14 protein-coding genes and 1 riboswitch are annotated in these 15,366 nt (G+C 72.2%); of the genes, 7 read left to right on the top strand and 7 right to left on the bottom strand.

What is annotated here, in order from left to right:
* Window position 1: 1 nt before the first annotated feature.
* Together ACU436_RS11965 and ACU436_RS11960 are read right to left on the bottom strand one after the other, a co-directional pair.
* Window positions 2–1,498 (bottom strand): sugar ABC transporter ATP-binding protein, encoded by a 1,497-nt coding sequence (locus tag ACU436_RS11965; RefSeq protein WP_459024555.1) that lies wholly within the window; start codon window positions 1,496–1,498, stop codon window positions 2–4.
* Window positions 1,499–1,539: 41 nt separating this feature from the next.
* Window positions 1,540–2,553, bottom strand: coding sequence for an ABC transporter substrate-binding protein (locus ACU436_RS11960; protein ID WP_459025679.1), 1,014 nt, complete (start codon window positions 2,551–2,553; stop codon window positions 1,540–1,542).
* A gap of 210 nt (window positions 2,554–2,763) precedes the next feature.
* Between ACU436_RS11960 and ACU436_RS11955 the strand changes: the two genes are divergently transcribed.
* The 4 genes from ACU436_RS11955 to ACU436_RS11940 are packed head-to-tail and all read left to right on the top strand — an operon-like array spanning window position 2,764 to window position 6,345.
* On the top strand, window positions 2,764–3,033 hold the full coding sequence (locus ACU436_RS11955) for a hypothetical protein (RefSeq protein ID WP_459024553.1): 270 nt from the start codon (window positions 2,764–2,766) through the stop codon (window positions 3,031–3,033).
* Between the two features lie 31 nt (window positions 3,034–3,064).
* Entirely contained in the window at window positions 3,065–4,417 is a 1,353-nt protein-coding gene (locus ACU436_RS11950) for a type I glutamate--ammonia ligase (protein WP_459024552.1), read from the top strand.
* The gene (locus tag ACU436_RS11945) at window positions 4,417–5,544 is read left to right on the top strand and encodes an amidohydrolase family protein (protein ID WP_459025677.1); all 1,128 of its coding nucleotides are present in this window, start codon (window positions 4,417–4,419) and stop codon (window positions 5,542–5,544) included. The genes ACU436_RS11950 and ACU436_RS11945 overlap by 1 nt, the downstream gene beginning before the upstream one ends.
* Before the next feature lie 21 nt (window positions 5,545–5,565).
* On the top strand, window positions 5,566–6,345 hold the full coding sequence (locus tag ACU436_RS11940; protein WP_459024550.1) for an alpha/beta fold hydrolase: 780 nt from the start codon (window positions 5,566–5,568) through the stop codon (window positions 6,343–6,345).
* Here the strand turns inward: ACU436_RS11940 and ACU436_RS11935 are convergent.
* Together ACU436_RS11935 and ACU436_RS11930 are read right to left on the bottom strand one after the other, a co-directional pair.
* Window positions 6,282–6,686: an AAA family ATPase gene (locus tag ACU436_RS11935; protein WP_459024548.1), complete on the bottom strand. Its 405-nt coding sequence runs from the start codon at window positions 6,684–6,686 to the stop codon at window positions 6,282–6,284. The genes ACU436_RS11940 and ACU436_RS11935 overlap by 64 nt on opposite strands.
* 154 nt (window positions 6,687–6,840) lie before the next feature.
* A complete protein-coding gene (locus ACU436_RS11930) occupies window positions 6,841–7,494 on the bottom strand; it encodes a TetR/AcrR family transcriptional regulator (protein ID WP_459024547.1) in 654 nt (217 codons plus the stop codon).
* 116 nt (window positions 7,495–7,610) lie between these two features.
* Here ACU436_RS11930 and ACU436_RS11925 point away from each other — a divergent pair, with 116 nt between their 5' ends.
* Both ACU436_RS11925 and ACU436_RS11920 read left to right on the top strand, forming a co-directional pair.
* On the top strand, window positions 7,611–8,636 hold the full coding sequence (locus tag ACU436_RS11925) for a hypothetical protein (RefSeq protein WP_459024545.1): 1,026 nt from the start codon (window positions 7,611–7,613) through the stop codon (window positions 8,634–8,636).
* A 126-nt stretch (window positions 8,637–8,762) separates the two neighbouring features.
* Entirely contained in the window at window positions 8,763–9,305 is a 543-nt protein-coding gene (locus ACU436_RS11920) for a molybdopterin-dependent oxidoreductase (RefSeq protein ID WP_459024543.1), read from the top strand.
* On the opposite strand, the gene metH is transcribed toward ACU436_RS11920, so the two are convergent.
* A complete protein-coding gene (gene metH / locus ACU436_RS11915) occupies window positions 9,239–12,844 on the bottom strand; it encodes a methionine synthase (protein WP_459024541.1) in 3,606 nt (1,201 codons plus the stop codon). The genes ACU436_RS11920 and metH overlap by 67 nt on opposite strands.
* Window positions 12,845–12,863: 19 nt before the next feature.
* A riboswitch (S-adenosyl-L-homocysteine riboswitch) is annotated at window positions 12,864–12,941 on the bottom strand.
* 11 nt (window positions 12,942–12,952) lie between these two features.
* Window positions 12,953–13,201, bottom strand: a complete 249-nt coding sequence (locus ACU436_RS11910; RefSeq protein ID WP_459024539.1) for a hypothetical protein — start codon at window positions 13,199–13,201, stop codon at window positions 12,953–12,955.
* A 70-nt stretch (window positions 13,202–13,271) separates the two neighbouring features.
* Here ACU436_RS11910 and ACU436_RS11905 point away from each other — a divergent pair, with 70 nt between their 5' ends.
* Window positions 13,272–14,264, top strand: coding sequence for a helix-turn-helix domain-containing protein (locus ACU436_RS11905; RefSeq protein WP_459024538.1), 993 nt, complete (start codon window positions 13,272–13,274; stop codon window positions 14,262–14,264).
* A 47-nt stretch (window positions 14,265–14,311) separates the two neighbouring features.
* On the opposite strand, the gene ACU436_RS11900 is transcribed toward ACU436_RS11905, so the two are convergent.
* A complete protein-coding gene (locus tag ACU436_RS11900) occupies window positions 14,312–15,364 on the bottom strand; it encodes a hypothetical protein (RefSeq protein WP_459024536.1) in 1,053 nt (350 codons plus the stop codon).
* Between the last annotated feature and the right edge of the window lie 2 nt (window positions 15,365–15,366).

Here is a 15,366-nt window from a genome sequence, read left to right as displayed (position 1 = left end):
CTCACGCACCGGCCTCACCCCCGGTGGCGATCAGCTCCATGACCCGGTCCACGTCCACGTCCTCCCCCGCGAGCTCCGCCACCGGCCTGCGGTCGCGCAGCACGAGGACCCGGTCGGACAGGCGCACCACCTCGTCCAGCTCCGCGGAGATGAACACCACGGCCGTGCCGTGGCGGGCCTGTTCCGCCACGAGGGCCTGGATCTGGGCCTTCGCGCCGACGTCGATGCCGCGCGTGGGCTCGTCGAGGATGAGCAGCCGCGGTTCGGTGATCAGCCACCGGGCCAGCAGCACCTTCTGCTGGTTGCCGCCCGACAGGTTGCGCAGGAGCGCGTCCGGGTCGGCGGGCCTGATGTCGAGCAGCTCGATGAAGCGCCGGGCCAGCTCGTCCTGCCTGCGGCCGGGGATGCGCCGCATCCATCCCCGCGACGCCTGCATGGCGAGGACGACGTTGTCGCGCACCGACAGATCGCCCACCACGCCCGCGGCCTTGCGGTCCTCGGGGCTGAACGCGATGCCCGCGTCGATCGCCGCGCGCGGGCTGCGGATCCGGACGGAGCGGCCGCCCACCGCGATCTCGCCGTGGTCGGCGCGGTCGGCACCGAACAGCAGCCGGGCGAGCTCGGTGCGCCCGCTCCCGAGCAGGCCGGCGAGGCCGACGACCTCCCCGGGACGCACCACGAGGTCGACCGGCTCGATCGCGCCCCGGCGCGCCAGCCCGGAGGCCCGCAGGACCGGGGCCTGCTCCTCGGCGGCGGGAGCGGCCGGCGCGCGGTCGAGGCGTTCCAGGACCTCCAGATCGCGCCCGACCATCGCCGACACCAGCTGCCTCCGCGAGATCTCCGCCGTGCGGTACTCGCCGACGCGTCGCCCGTTGCGCAGCACGGTCATCCGGTCGGAGATCGCGTAGACCTGCTCGATGAAGTGCGAGACGAACAGGATCGCGACCCCGTCGGCGCGCAGCCGGCGGACCACCCGGAACAGCTCCTCGACCTCGCTCGCGTCCAGGCTGGAGGTCGGCTCGTCGAGCACGAGCACGCGGGCGTCCACCTCGACGGCGCGCGCGATCGCGACCAGCTGCTGCTGCGCGATCGGGAGCGCACCGAGCGGCGAGGACGGGTCGAGGTCCAGGTGCAGCTTCCCCAGCACGTCCCTCGCACGCCGCCGCGCGCCGCGCCAGTCGATGCGACCGGCGCGGCGCGGCTCCCGGCCCAGGAGCAGGTTCTCCGCCACGGAGAGGTTCGGGCAGAGGTTCACCTCCTGGTAGACCGTGCTGATCCCGGCGGCCTGGGCCGCGGCCGGCCCGCTGAACGCCACGGGCTCGCCCCGCATGCCGATCTGCCCCCCGTCCACCGGGTGCACCCCGGTGAGGGCCTTGATCAGCGTGGACTTGCCGGCGCCGTTCTCGCCCATCAGCGCGTGCACCTCGCCCGGGTACAGCTGCAGGTCGACCGAGTCGAGGGCCTGCACCGGCCCGAACGCCACGGAGATGCCGGTCATCTCCACCAGCGGACACCCCGTACCAGGCCCCAGGGCGTCCATCAGTACTTGCGGTCGGGCAGCGCGGCCTCGGCCGCCGCGGAGTCGAACGTCGTCTCCTCGGTCACGACGCGCGCCGGCACCTCCTCGCCCGCGGCCACCTTCTTGACCAGGTCCATCAGCTGTGGGCCGAGCAGCGGGTTGCACTCCACGATGAAGTTGATCTTCCCGTCGGCGAGCGCCTGCATGCCGTCCTTGACCGCGTCCACCGTGATGATCTTGATGTCGGTGCCGGGCACCTTGCCGGCCGCCTCGATCGCCTCGATCGCGCCGAGCCCCATGTCGTCGTTGTGGGCGTACAGGACATCGATGTCCGGGTTCGCCTTCAGGAACGCCTCCATCACCTGCCGGCCGCCCGAGCGCGTGAAGTCACCGGTCTGCGACGCGATGACCTTGTAGTTCGGGTTCTGCGCGATCACGTCGGCGAAGCCCTGCTTGCGGTCGATCGCCGGGGCCGAGCCCGTGGTGCCCTGCAGCTCCACGATGTTCACCGGCCCGGCGGAGGCGTCGACGTTCTGCAGCAACCACTCCCCCGCCTTCTTGCCCTCCTCGACGAAGTCGGAGCCGAGGAACGTCTTGTAGAGCAGGCCGCCGTCGGCCTGTTCGACGGAACGGTCGGTGAGGATCACCGGGATGTTGGCCCGGTTCGCCTCCGCCAGCACGGTGTCCCACCCCGACTCCACGACCGGGCTGAACGCGATCACGTCGACCCGCTGCTGGATGTAGGAGCGGATCGCCTTGATCTGGTTCTCCTGCTTCTGCTGGGCGTCGGAGAACTTCAGCTCGATGCCCGCCGCCGCCGCGGCGTCCTGCACCGACTTCGTGTTCGCCGTGCGCCACCCGCTCTCGGCGCCGACCTGGGCGAAGCCCAGCGTGAGGGTGTCCCCACCGGCCGCGGGCGCCGACCCCCCGGAATCGGCACCGCCCCCGTCACCGCCGCCACCACATGCGGCGAGCACCAGCGCGGCCACCGCCGTGATCGCGAGCGCAGCGGCCCTCTTCCGTAGCGCGGGCAACGTCGTCGTCGTGCGCACTGCGCCTCCCCAGGCGTCGTCGGAGTGGCGGACCGCGGGCCGGTGTGACCTGCGTCCCATCCGGCGGAAACTGTGAGCGCTAACACGGTCCTTCGTCAAGAGCTGCCCACGTCAAGAGCCGGTAACGTTCGCCGGTCACACCGTCCACCGTCACGCACCGTGGCGAACGGCCGCCCGGCGTAATCCGGTTGAATGAACGGCGTGCGTCACAACGGCACTGGTGACGATGAGCCGACCGGCCCGCTCCCCGGACGCGTCGGCGGGTGGCCGCAGGCACCCGGCGACCCGTCCGGCGATCCCGACGACCTCGCGCCCGGCGACGTCTGGGAGTCCGAGGGCCCCGGCAGCTCCGCGGCCGCCGCGCGCGGCTGCCTGTGCCCGATGCTGCCCAACGACCCCCGCGCCGGTCTCGGGGTGCTCATCGCACCCGACTGCCCGGTCCACCGGTCGCGGCTGGAGTGATCCCCCGCCGGGAGCGGTAGCGTGCGCTCCCGTGACCACGTACCCGATGCCGGTCCTCGCCGCCGACGAGCTGGCCACGGCGGCGGCCCGCCTGGAGGACGCCGGGGTCCGGCTGCTCTCGGGCTCCGTGGTCGACCCGGCCGGGGTGATCAGGGCGAAACACGTACCCGCACGCCGGGTGGGCGCGTTCCACGCCAGTGGCATGGGCGCCTCGCCGAGCTGGAACGTCTTCTGCGTCGACAACTCCATCGCGTTCACCCCGCGGTTCGGGGTGGTCGGCGACCTGCGGCTGCGCGCCGACCTCGCGGCGCTGCGGCTGCTGGGCGACGGGGTCGCCTGGGCGCCGGCCGAGATGTTCGACCAGGACGGGGCCCCCGCTCCGGTCTGCACCAGGGGCCTCCTGCGCCGGACGGTGGCCGGGCTCGCGGAACGGGACCTCGACGTGCTCGTCGGGTGCGAGCTGGAGATGGTGCTCACGCCCCGTAGCGGGCAGGGCTGGAACGCGTACGGGCTCGGCGCCCTGCTGGACGTCGAGCCGTTCGTGCTCGACCTCCTCGCCGCCGCCGACCGCGCCGGCCTTCCCATCGAGCAGATCCACGCCGAGTACGGCGACAGCCAGCTCGAGCTCTCGATCGGCCCGACCGACCCGCTCACGGCCGCCGACCACGTCGTCCTGGCCCGGCTGCTCGCCTGCCGCGTGGCGCGCCACCACGACGTCGCCGTGTCGTTCTCGCCGCTGCCGTTCGCGGGCGGCAGCGGGAACGGGGCCCACCAGCACCTCTCGCTCACCCAGGGCGGCCGGCCGTTGCTGTCGGGCGGCGCGGGCCCGCACGGGACGACCGACGACGGTGGTGCGGTGATCGGCGGGATCGTCGCCGGGCTGCCGGAGCTCACCGCGGTGTTCGCGGGGTCCGTGCTGTCACCGCACCGGCTCCAGCCGGGCCACTGGTCCGGCGCGTTCGCCTGCTGGGGGTGGGAGAACCGGGAGGCGGCGGTGCGGCTCTGCGCGGCGACGCGCGGCAACCCGCACGGCGCGAGCGTGGAGCTCAAGTGCATCGACCCGTCCGCCAACCCCTACCTCGCCACGGCGGTGTTCCTCGGGCTCGCGCTCGAGGGCCTCGCAGGCGACACGCCGCTGCCGCCCGAGGTCACCGTCGCCCCGGCCGCGCTCACGGCCGAGGAGGCGGCGCGCTCCGGCGCGGTGCGCCTCCCGGACCCGGCTTCCGCGCTCGACCTGCTGGAGGCCTCGGACCTCGCCCGCCGCCTGCTCGGCGAGGAGCTCCTCGAAGCGCTCGTCGCGGTGCGCCGCCACGAGGTCGAGACCTACGGCGGGACGGACGTCGAGGCGGTGGCCGAGAAGCTGCGGTACTCCTGGTCGGCGTGATGGGCTCCGAGCTCGCCGAGCACGTCTCCGGCCTGCGGCTGGTCGACCACCACGTGCACGGGGCGTTCACCGTCGAGCTCGACCGCGCCGAGTTCGAGACCCACCTCAACGAGGGCTCGCCCGATCCCGTCCCGGAGTGGATGACGCAGTTCGACTCGCAGCTCGGCTTCGCGATCCGGCGCTTCAGCGCGCCCGTGCTCGACCTCCCGGTGCACGCGCCCGCCGACGAGTACTGGAGGCGGCGCTCGGAGCTCGGCGTCCGCACGGTGACCGAACGGTTCCTGCGGGCCGCGGGCGTGTCGGACTGGCTGGTCGACACCGGTTACGGCGCCGACGCGATCCTCGACGTGGACGGGATGGCCGCCGCGTCGGGGGCCGACGGTCACCTGATCGTCCGGCTGGAGTCGCTGGCCGAGGAGCTCGCCGCCGACGGGGTGGCCGGCCAGGACTACGCCGACGAGTTCGGGGCCCGGCTGGACCGCGCGACGCAACACGCCGTGGGCGTCAAGTCGATCCTCGCCTACCGGGCCGGCTTCGACATCGACCTCTCGCCGCCGCCGCCGCACGCGGTGGCCGACGCGTCCCGGCGCTGGCTGGACAGCGGCGAGCCGAGGCTCGTCGACCCGGTGCTGATGCGCCACGGCCTGCACACCGCGGTGCGCCTGGGCCTGCCGATCCAGCTCCACACCGGGTTCGGCGACCGCGACCTGGACCTGCACCGCGCCAACCCGATCCACCTGGTGGACTTCCTCCGGATGCCCGCGGTGGCGGACGTGCCGATCGTGCTCCTGCACTGCTACCCGTACCACCGAGAGGCCGGCTACCTCGCGCAGGCGTTCCGAGGTGTCCATTTCGACGTCGGGCTCGCGGTGAACCACGTCGGGGTGCGCAGCACGCAGGTGGTGGCCGAGTCCTTCGAGCTGGCGCCGTTCGCGAAGCAGCTGTACTCCTCCGACGCGTGGGGACCGCCCGAGCTGCACCACCTCGGAGCCGTGCTGTGGCGGCGGGCGGTCACGTCGGTCCTCGGCGGCTGGGTGGCGGACGGGGACTGGTCCCTCGCCGACGCCCGCCGGGTGGTCGACATGGTCGGCCGCGACAACGCGCTGCGGGTCTACGGGCTGGGCTGAGCGGGCTGCGAAGATCGGCTCGTGACCCACGCAGCGGCCCCCGACAGCACCCGCATCGCTTTCCAGCTCTCCGGTGCCGGCGCGCCGCTCCTGATGCTCAGCGGCCAGTCGAGCTCGCACCGGTGGTGGACCCGCGTGCGGGAGGACTTCGACGCCTACCGCCGCGTCGTCACCCTGGACCACCGCGGCACCGGCGACAGCGAGGCGCCGCCCGGGCCGTACAGCACGCGGGGCCTCGCGGAGGACGCGATCGCCGTGCTGGACCACCTGGGCGTCGACCGCGCGGACGTCTACGGCACGTCGATGGGCGGCCGGGTCGCCCAGTGGATCGCCGTGGACCACCCGCACCGGGTGCGGCGGCTCGTGCTCGGCTGCACCTCACCCGGCGGCACGCACGCCGTGGAACGCTCCACCGAGGTGCGCCGGGCGCTCGCCGCACCCGACCCCGCGGCCGCCCGGCGCGCGCTGCTCGACCTCATGTACTCCCCCGAGTGGCTCGCCCGCCACCCGGGGCCCTACTGGACGCTCGGCGACCCCGCGATGCCCCGGCACGCCCGCCACCAGCACCTGCTCGCGAGCAACGGGCACGACGCCTGGGACGCCCTTCCCGGGATCACCGCACCCACGCTCGTCCTGCACGGCGACCGGGACGAGCTCAACCCCACCGCCAACGCGCCGCTCCTGGCGGACCGGATCCCCGGCGCCCGGCTGCACCTGGTGGCCGGGGCGCGGCACGCCTACTTCGAGGAGTACCGCGACGTCGCCGGCCCGGCGGTGCGGGAGTTCCTGACCGACACCTGATGACGAATGGCGTCCACGGCCTCCTCCACACCGACGGCAGCCGTGTCGACGACAAGGCGGTCCCGATCCCACGGCTCGTACCGGCGGTCCAGCACCTGCCGCCAGCTGGGCAGGATCAGTCCCGGCACGTCCACGGAACGGTTCGCCACCCGTACCCGGTGCTCCCGCGGATCCGAACAGACGATCTCGACATCGAGCAACCACGCCTCCTGCTGGGCAGCAACGGCCGCCCACGCATCCCGGCCGACCCGTACCGGGTTCACGCACTCGACCACGACCGTGACGCCGATCCCGAGCTGATCACGTGCGAGCGCGTAGCCCGCGAGGTAGCCGGCCGTCACGGGTGCGCAGACCAGCTCCCCGGAATCGACGAGGGCCTGCTCGGTGGTGTCACAACGTCGACCACGTTGAATCGGCTGACGAGGACGCCGGCCCGCCGCATCGGCATGTTCCGGATCGACTGTCTGCCCAGCTGATGCCCCAGTTGTGTCGGTTCTACGGCTGGGTGCGTCGCTCGGCGGCGTCGAACGCGGGCGCGAGCGGGGCCAGCGCCGCGCGGAGTTGGTCGGGCAGTGAGCCGGAGGGCACGACCAGTCCTCCGGCGCCGAGACTCCCGGCGGCCTGTGCGTTGCCGGCCGGCCGGAGCCAGCCTTCCAGCGCGATGCGGACCGCCGCGGCCACGCTTGCCGCGAGAACGCGGGCTGTGTGCGCTCCGGCGGCATCTAGGCGTTCGGCGAGCTCCGCGGTGAGCTGGGGCTCGATGCCGGCGGTGGTATCGAGGAACGCGTCGCGCAACGCGGTCTGGGTAGTGATCAGCAGCAGCGCCTCGTGTTCGCGCTCACCGGTGCCCGTGTACTGCTCGACCACCGCTTCGGTGACGGCGTCGGCCAGGCGCACTCCTGCGGGGCGGGCCGCGACTGCCGCCGCGATGCGCGCCTCCCGGTCCGCGGTGACAGCAGAGACGATCGCCTGCTCGCGGCTGGCGAAATAGTTGTTGTAGGTGCGCGGCGAAACCCCGGCCGCTTCGGCGATGTCCTCGACCCGCACCTGGTCAGGTCCGCGCTCGACGGCCAGGCGCAGGGCCGCCTCGCGTAGCGCGTGGCGCGTGGCCTGCTTCTTCCGCTCCCGCAGCCCTGGTGGTGTCGTCACGGCGACAGAGTTCCACACAGAGCTGCGTGCGCGCAAAGTTGCACCCAAGCAATCTTGCGTGCACGCACTTTCTCTGCCAGTCTCGACCCGACCGAGACCGCCAGAGAGGACGTCACGTGCGAGCAAGAGGAATGACCTACGACACCGGATTCGTCGTGCACGGCCAGACATCCCGCGAGCACTTCGACCCCGCCGCGGTCCGGCGCGAGCTCGCCATCATCCGCGACGACCTGCACTGCAACGCGATCCAGATCATCGGCGGCGACCCGGACCGGATGGAGCTGGCCGCCGGTGCCGCCGCCGAGCTCGGCCTGGAGGTCTGGTTCTCGCCCTATCCGCTGGAGCTGGATCCGGAGCAGATCCTCACGCTCTTCCGCGACTGCGCCGAGCGAGCGGAACGGCTCCGGCAGCAGGGGGCCACGGTCGTGTTCGTCGCAGGGGTCGAGCTGAGCGTGATGAACCGCGGGTTCCTGCCCGGAGAGAGCCCCGAGGAGCGGGTCGAGCAGCTGATGAGCCAACCCGAGCGGCGAAACGAAGCGATGCGCGAGCTCGGCGTGCGCATCAACGCATTCCTCCGCGGGGCCGCCGCCACGGTCCGCGAGCGCTTCCACGGCATGCTCACCTACGCATCCATCCAGTTCGAGCAGGTCGACTGGACTCCCTTCGACATCGTGACGTTCGAGCTGATCCGCTCCGCAGAGATCGCCGACCGGTTCCGGGACGCGGTGCGCACCCTGGCCCAAGGCCCGAAGCCGCTCGCCGTCACCGGGTTCGGCACCGCGGCCTACCGCGGCGCGGGAGACCGCGGTGGGCGGGTGCTGGAAGTGGTCGAGCACGACCCGGAGACCAAGGCTCCTGTACGACTGAACGGCATATATGAGCGTGACGAGGCCGGCCAGGCCGCATATCTGAGCGAACTGCTGGAGATCTTCGAGACCGAGGGCGTGGACAGCACGTTCGTGTTCTTGTTCGCCTTGCCCGGCTACCCGCACCGCCCGGACGGCGACCCCGAGAACGACTTGGACCGGGCAAGCCTGGGCATCGTCAAACTCCTCGACGGGCGCCAGGGGCAGACCTACCCCGGCATGGATTGGGAACCCAAGGCCGCCTTCACCGCAGTGGCGCAGCGGTATCGGAACTGACAGACCCCGCGCACGGTGACCACGGTGCCCGTCAACCACCAACTCCCCCACCTCGGGCCTGCAGCAGCCTGACGACCCCTCCATCACGTCGGCGCGGCTCCGGCCGCCGTGGTCGGCGGCGATGAAGTGGGTGCCGACCGCGACCGCGAACGCGATCAGGCAGCGCGCCTCGAGCTCGTCCTCGTCCGCGCCGCCGACTTCCACTGCGTCGCCGGCTGGTCGGCCACCGACCTCCACTGGGAAGGGGTCACGTTCGAGGCGGTCTACCGCGCCGTCGGCGAACCGGCGCTGCTGCCCGGCGCGGCCATCACCCACGTCGTGTGCCGCGGACTCGACGGCCACCCGCTCGACGGCGACCACGGAGCACCGGCCAGGCTCGTCAGCCCGCGGCAGTACGGGTACTTCAACGTCAAGCACCTGTCCCGCATCGAGGTCCTGACCGCCGCGCCGACGCGCACCAAAGGACCCCTGATCCGGAGCCACCCGCGGGGCCGGGTCTGGGAGGAGGAGCGCCACGGCCTGGCGCCCGCGTGGCTGGTGCGCCCCTTCTACCGCGCATCGATCGGGCCGATCAGGCGAATGAGCGCGCGGGGCGCCGTTGATCAATCCAGGTTCGGCCGCAACCAGTCCTCGACCTCCGACTGCGGGAGCATCCGGCGCTCGGCGTAGTCGCGCAGCTGGTCGCCCCGGATCCGCCCGACCGTGAAATAGCGGGCTTCCGGGTGGGCGAAGATGAGCCCGCTCACGCTCGCGGCCGGCGTCATCGCGTACGAGCTCGTCAGGCCGATGCCGGCCCGCTCCGCGTCGAGCAGCTCGAACAGCTCCTTCTTGAGGCTGTGGTCGGGGCTCGCCGGGTAGCCGAGGGCGGGGCGGATGCCGCGGAACCGCTCGGCGTGCAGGTCGTCCAGCAGCGGGTCGGCGTCAGGCTCGAACCAGGCCCGCCGGGCCTCCAGGTGCGCCTGCTCGGCGAACGCCTCGGCGAGCCGGTCGGCGATGGCCTTCACCGTGATCGCCCGGTAGTCGTCGTGCTCGGCCTCGTACCGGGCTGCGAGCTGATCGGCGCCGTGCACGGAGACGGCGAAGCCGCCGAGGTGGTCGCCCGCGGGGGCGATGTAGTCGGCGAGGCAGCGGTTGGCCCGGCCCTGGGGCTTCTCGGTCTGCTGGCGCAGCATCGGGAAGCGCACCTCGTCCGGGGTCGCCAGGACGATGTCGTCGCCGTCGGCGTGGGCCGGCCAGAACCCGTACACGCCCCTGGCCTGCAAGGACCCGTTCGCGATGATCTCGTCGAGGAGCCGGTTGCCGTCGTCGAAGAGCTCGCGGGCCTCCGGCCGGTCGAGGATGGCCGGGTACTTCCCCTTCAGCTCCCAGGCCAGGAAGAAGAACTGCCAGTCGATGAACTCCCGCAGCGCCTCGAGCGACGGGGTGACGGTGCGGACACCGGTGAAGGCGGGCACCGGCAGGTCGTCGAACGCCACCTGCTCCCGGTTGGCCCGAGCCTGCGCGATCGTGAGCATCGGCCGCTGCTGCCGGGAGGCGTGCTGGACGCGCAGGCGCTCCTGCTCGGCGCGGTTGTCCGTGTCCAGCTGGTCGGCCCGCGCCGGGTCCAGCAGCTTCGACACCACGCCCGTGACCCGCGACGCGTCGAGGACGTGCACGGTGCTGGAGTCGTACGCCGGCGCGATCCGCACGGCCGTGTGCTGCCGGGACGTCGTGGCGCCGCCGATGAGCAACGGGAGCTTGAGCCCGCGCCGCTGCATCTCCTGCGCCACGCCGACCATCTCGTCCAGCGACGGCGTGATCAGCCCGGACAGGCCCACGACGTCGGCGCCCTCGGACACCGCGGTGTCGAGGATGACGCTCGCCGGCACCATCACCCCGAGGTCGATCACCTCGTAGTTGTTGCAGGCCAGCACCACGCCGACGATGTTCTTGCCGATGTCGTGCACGTCGCCCTTGACGGTGGCGACCACGACCTTGCCCTGGCCGCGGTCCTCCTGCACCTTCCCGGCGAGCCGCAGCTGCTCCTTCTCGGCCTCCATGAACGGCTCGAGGTAGGCGACGGCGCGCTTCATCACCCGCGCGCTCTTCACCACCTGCGGGAGGAACATCTTCCCGGAGCCGAACAGGTCGCCGACGATCTTCATCCCGTCCATCAGCGGGCCCTCGATCACCTCGAGCGGCCGGGCGAGCTGGGTGCGCGCCTCCTCGGTGTCGGCCTCGACGAAGTCGACGATGCCGTGCACGAGCGCGTGCGACAGCCGCTGCCCGACCGGGGCGTCGCGCCACGACAGGTCCACCTCCCGCTTGGTGCCGGGCCCGGTGACCTTGCCGGCGAAGGTCACCAGCCGGTCGGTGGCGTCATCGCGGCGGTCGAACAGCACGTCCTCGACCAGCTCCAGCAAGTCGGCAGGGATGTCCTCGTACACCGCGAGCTGGCCGGCGTTGACGATGCCCATGTCCAGACCGGCGCGCACCGCGTGGAACAGGAACGCGGAGTGGATCGCCTCGCGCACCACGTTGTTGCCCCGGAAGGAGAACGACAGGTTGGAGATGCCGCCCGAGGTGCGCACGCCCGGGCAACGCTCCTTGATCAGCGGCAGCGCCTCGAGGAAGGCCTTCGCGTAGCCGTTGTGCTCGGCCATCCCCGTCGCGACGGCGAGCACGTTGGGGTCGAACACGATGTCCTCGGGCGGGAAGCCGACCTCCCGGGTGAGCAGGTCGTACGCCCGCGCGCAGATCTCGACCTTGCGATCGACGGTGTCGGCCTGCCCCTTCTCGTCGAACGCCATGACGACGACGCCCGCGCCGTAGGAGCGGACGCGCCGGGCGTGGTCGAGGAAGACCTCCTCGCCCTCCTTCATGCTGATCGAGTTGACGATCCCCTTGCCCTGCACGCACTTGAGCCCGGCCTCGAGCACGCTCCACCGCGAGCTGTCGATCATGATGGGCACCCGGGCCACCTCGGGCTCGGTGGCGACCAGGTTGAGGAACGTGGTCATCTCCCGCTCGCTCTCGAGCAGGTCAGCGTCCATGTTGACGTCGATGAGGTTCGCCCCGCCGCGCACCTGCTCCACGGCCACGTCGACGGCGGCCTGGTGGTCGTGCGCCTCGATGAGCCTGCGGAACTTCGCGGAGCCCGTGACGTTCGTGCGCTCGCCGATCATCAGGAAGCCGGTGTCCGGCCCGATGGTCAGCGGCTCCAGGCCGCTGAACCGCGCCGCGTCCGGCGGGGCCGCCACCCGGCGCGGCTCCAGGGCGGACACCGCGGACGCCAGCCGCGTGATGTGCTCGGGCGTGGTGCCGCAGCACCCGCCCACGATGTTGACCATCCCGGCACCGGCGAACTCGCCGAGCAGGCCGGCGGTCTCGTCGGGGGTCTGGTCGTAGCCGCCGAACGCGTTGGGCAGGCCGGCGTTGGGGTGGCAGGCGACGTACGTGTCGGCGAAGCGGGCGAGCTCCGCGACGTGCGGGCGCATCTCGGCGGCGCCGAGCGAGCAGTTGACGCCGACGACGAGCGGCGACGCGTGCCGGACCGAGTTCCAGAACGCCTCGACCGTCTGACCGGAGAGGGTGCGGCCGGAGAGGTCGACGATCGTGACCGAGATCCACAGCGGCAGGTGCGGCGCCACCTCGCGGGCCGCCGCGATCGCGGCCTTCGCGTTCAACGTGTCGAAGATCGTCTCGATGAGCAGCAGGTCGACCCCGCCCTCGGCGAGCCCGGCGATCTGCTCGGCGTAGCTCGCGCGGACCTCGTCGAAGGTGACCGCCCGGTGGGCCGGGTCGTTGACGTCGGGCGACAGCGAGAGCGTGACGTTGAGCGGGCCGATCGAGCCGGCCACGAACTTCCCACCGGCCTCGTCGGCGGCCTGGCGCGCCAGCTGCGCCCCGCGGACGTTCATCTCCCGCACCGCGGCCTGCATCCCGTAGTCGGCCTGGCCGATCGAGGTGGCGGTGAACGTGTTCGTGGTGGTGATGTCCGCGCCGGCGGCGAAGTAGCGGCGGTGCCCCTCGAGCACGACGTCGGGGCGGGTCAGGTTGAGCAGGTCCGGGTCGCCCGTGACGTCGTGGGAGTGGTCGGCGAACCGCTCGCTGCGGTAGTCGGCCGGGGTGAGGCCCATGCCCTGCAGCAGCGTGCCCCAGGCGCCGTCGAGTACGGCGATCCGCTGGTTCAGGAGCCCGACGAGCTCCTCCGTGCGACGGTCCGACATGTGTGCGCGCCCCCTCCGATGACCGGAGGCGCCCTTGCTGCACGTGGAGCGGGCCGAGCGTGGCGGACTCGCGTCCGTTGCAGCGCCTCTCGGCCCGTGCCGGACAGCCTACCGCGCGCCGGCGACACAGGGCCCCCGCCTCGCGGCCGCGCTCACGGCCGCCGGGCGCGCCGCGACCGGGGACGAGACCCCGGCCATCGGGAGGATGCCGTGGTCAGGAGCCCCACGTCGGGGCACGGGCAGACCGTGCCGGATCGCGTTCCCGGCGTTGATGCCGTAGGCGAAGTCGGCCAGGCCGCGGCGGAGGGCGGTCAGGAAGGCGGCCAGCAACTTCTTGCGGTTCGTCCGGTTCGTCATGCCATCAGCCTGCGCGGCGACGGTTGCGCGGCCCAGTGGCGCTGACGACGCACATCGCTAAGATATCGCCATGCGTGATTTCGGCTCCGTCGCCGTCCTCGCCTACGACGGGATGTCCGCCTTCGAGACCGGCATCGTCACCGAGGTCTTCGGCATCTCCTGGCCCGAGATCGACCTCCCCTGGTACTCGCTCACGATCTGCACCGAGACCCCCGACCCGGTACGGGTGATCGGCGGCGCCACGTTGCAGACACCGCACGGCCTCGACGCCCTGGCCGCCGCCGGCACGGTGATCGTGCCCAGCGTGGCCGACCCGGAGCGGGAACCGTCCGCGCAGGTCGTCGCCGCGCTGCGGCGGGCGCACGACGACGGGGCGCGGCTCGTGTCGATCTGCACGGGGGCGTTCGCGCTCGCCGGGGCCGGTCTCCTCGACGGCCGGAGGGCCACCACGCACTGGCGCCACAGCGACCTGCTGCGCCGCCGCCACCCGAGGATCGACGTCGACCCCGCCCCGCTCTACGTCGACGACGGCGACGTGCTGACCAGCGCGGGCTGCGCGGCCGGCCTGGACCTGTGCATCCACCTCGTGCGCCGCGACCACGGGGCCGCGGTGGCGAACGCGGTCGCCCGGAGGCTGGTGATCCCACCGCACCGCGAAGGCGGGCAGGCGCAGTACATCGAGGGCCCGGTGGTGGGCGACCCCGACGACAACCGGATCGCGCTCAGCATGACCTGGATGCTGGAGAACCTGCACCGGCCGATCACGCTCGACCACCTCGCCGCCCGCGCCCACATGGCCGCCCGCAGCTACCTGCGCCAGTTCCAGCGGTGCACCGGCACCAGCCCCATCAGGTGGCTCATCGCCCGCCGCGTCCAGGCGAGCCTTCCCCTGCTCGAGCGCACCGACATCGGGGTGGAGCAGATCGCGGCCGCGGTCGGGTTCGAGACCCCGGTGACGTTCCGCCACCACTTCTCCCGGGCGATGCGCACCTCCCCCTCGGCCTACCGCCGTACCTTCCGCCAGCGGGACACCCGGGCCCTCCCGGCCGCCGATGCGGGCTAGTAGCCCGTCGCAGCTAATGCGTGGGACGCGTCGTTGCAGCCTGCACTTCAGCGGATGTTGAAGATCTTCACGAACATGGGGGTGTCGAGCAACGTGTGCGGCGCGATGGCGTGGTAGGCCCACACGTGGGTCCAGGCGTTGGCGCTACGGATGGTGATGAACGTCTTGAACATTCCTGGCGCGGTGTAGAAGAGCAGCAGGTAGAGCACCGAGACCAGCGCGTCGGTGGGTGAGGCGAGGTTCGTCCAACCGTCGAAGAAGTGCAGCAGCGCATAGGTGAGGCCGCCGAGAATCACCGTGGCCGGCACCGAGTTGGTCAGCCGCAGGTAGCGCGGGGTCAGGATGCAGGAGATGAAGACCATCGTGGGCAGGACGGTGCCCGCGAAGCAGAGTGCGAACGTCAGCGGCGCGCCCAGCAGGACCTGCCCGAGGGGCAACCCCAACACCGAGGACGCCCCGGCCGCGATCAGCTGGGCGGTCGACTCGAGGGCGAGCACGACAACGATCAGAACGAGGTCCGCGCGCCGGTTGCTCGAGCGCAGGCTGAGCTGCTCGATCGAGTACCGGCGCCGGAACACGAGGAACGGGATCACGGCGAAGGCGAGCAGGTTGTAGGCCGCCCAGGACAGCGCCTCCGCCGGCACGGCCTGCTGGCCGGTGCGGATCACCATCCCGTCGAGGTGGAAGCTGAATGCGTGCCAGCCGAAGGCTCGGCCAAGGGCGTAACCACCCAGCACGGCCAGCACACCGTACCCGATCACCAGCAGCGTCTCCCGCTTCGTGACGCTCGCTCGCGGCGCGCGTTCGGCGAGGTCGGGCACCGCCCTGCGGCGGGTGAGGAAGTGCACGACCGCCATCAGCACGAACACCTCCACGAACATCGCGTCGGTGCCGAGGACCTTGTCCACGGCCGGTGGTCGGGCCAGCGACGAGGCGTGCAGGGGCAGGTGGTCGAAGATCATGAGGACCACGTTGGTCAGCACCCAGCCCGCGAAGGCGATCTGGACGCTGCGCCGGCCGAGCAGTCGCGGCAACGGGTGCCGGTCTGACGGGTTGCGGGCGCGCGGCCCCGGCGCCGGCTTCGGGTGCGTGATGGGCATGA

Source organism: Pseudonocardia wallangbongensis, from assembly GCF_054486945.1.
Note: the sequence above shows the minus strand (reverse complement) of the source record. Positions and strands in the feature narration are given on the sequence as shown.

Coding starts and splice junctions, on each gene's coding strand:
- metH (WP_459024541.1), bottom strand. CDS start 12,844: ATGTCGGACCGTCGCACGGAGGAGCTCGTCGGGCTCCTGAACCAGCGG.
- ACU436_RS11900 (WP_459024536.1), bottom strand. CDS start 15,364: ATGCCCATCACGCACCCGAAGCCGGCGCCGGGGCCGCGCGCCCGCAAC.
- ACU436_RS11910 (WP_459024539.1), bottom strand. CDS start 13,201: ATGACGAACCGGACGAACCGCAAGAAGTTGCTGGCCGCCTTCCTGACC.
- ACU436_RS11905 (WP_459024538.1), top strand. CDS start 13,272: ATGCGTGATTTCGGCTCCGTCGCCGTCCTCGCCTACGACGGGATGTCC.
- ACU436_RS11955 (WP_459024553.1), top strand. CDS start 2,764: ATGAACGGCGTGCGTCACAACGGCACTGGTGACGATGAGCCGACCGGC.
- ACU436_RS11965 (WP_459024555.1), bottom strand. CDS start 1,498: ATGACCGGCATCTCCGTGGCGTTCGGGCCGGTGCAGGCCCTCGACTCG.
- ACU436_RS11945 (WP_459025677.1), top strand. CDS start 4,417: ATGGGCTCCGAGCTCGCCGAGCACGTCTCCGGCCTGCGGCTGGTCGAC.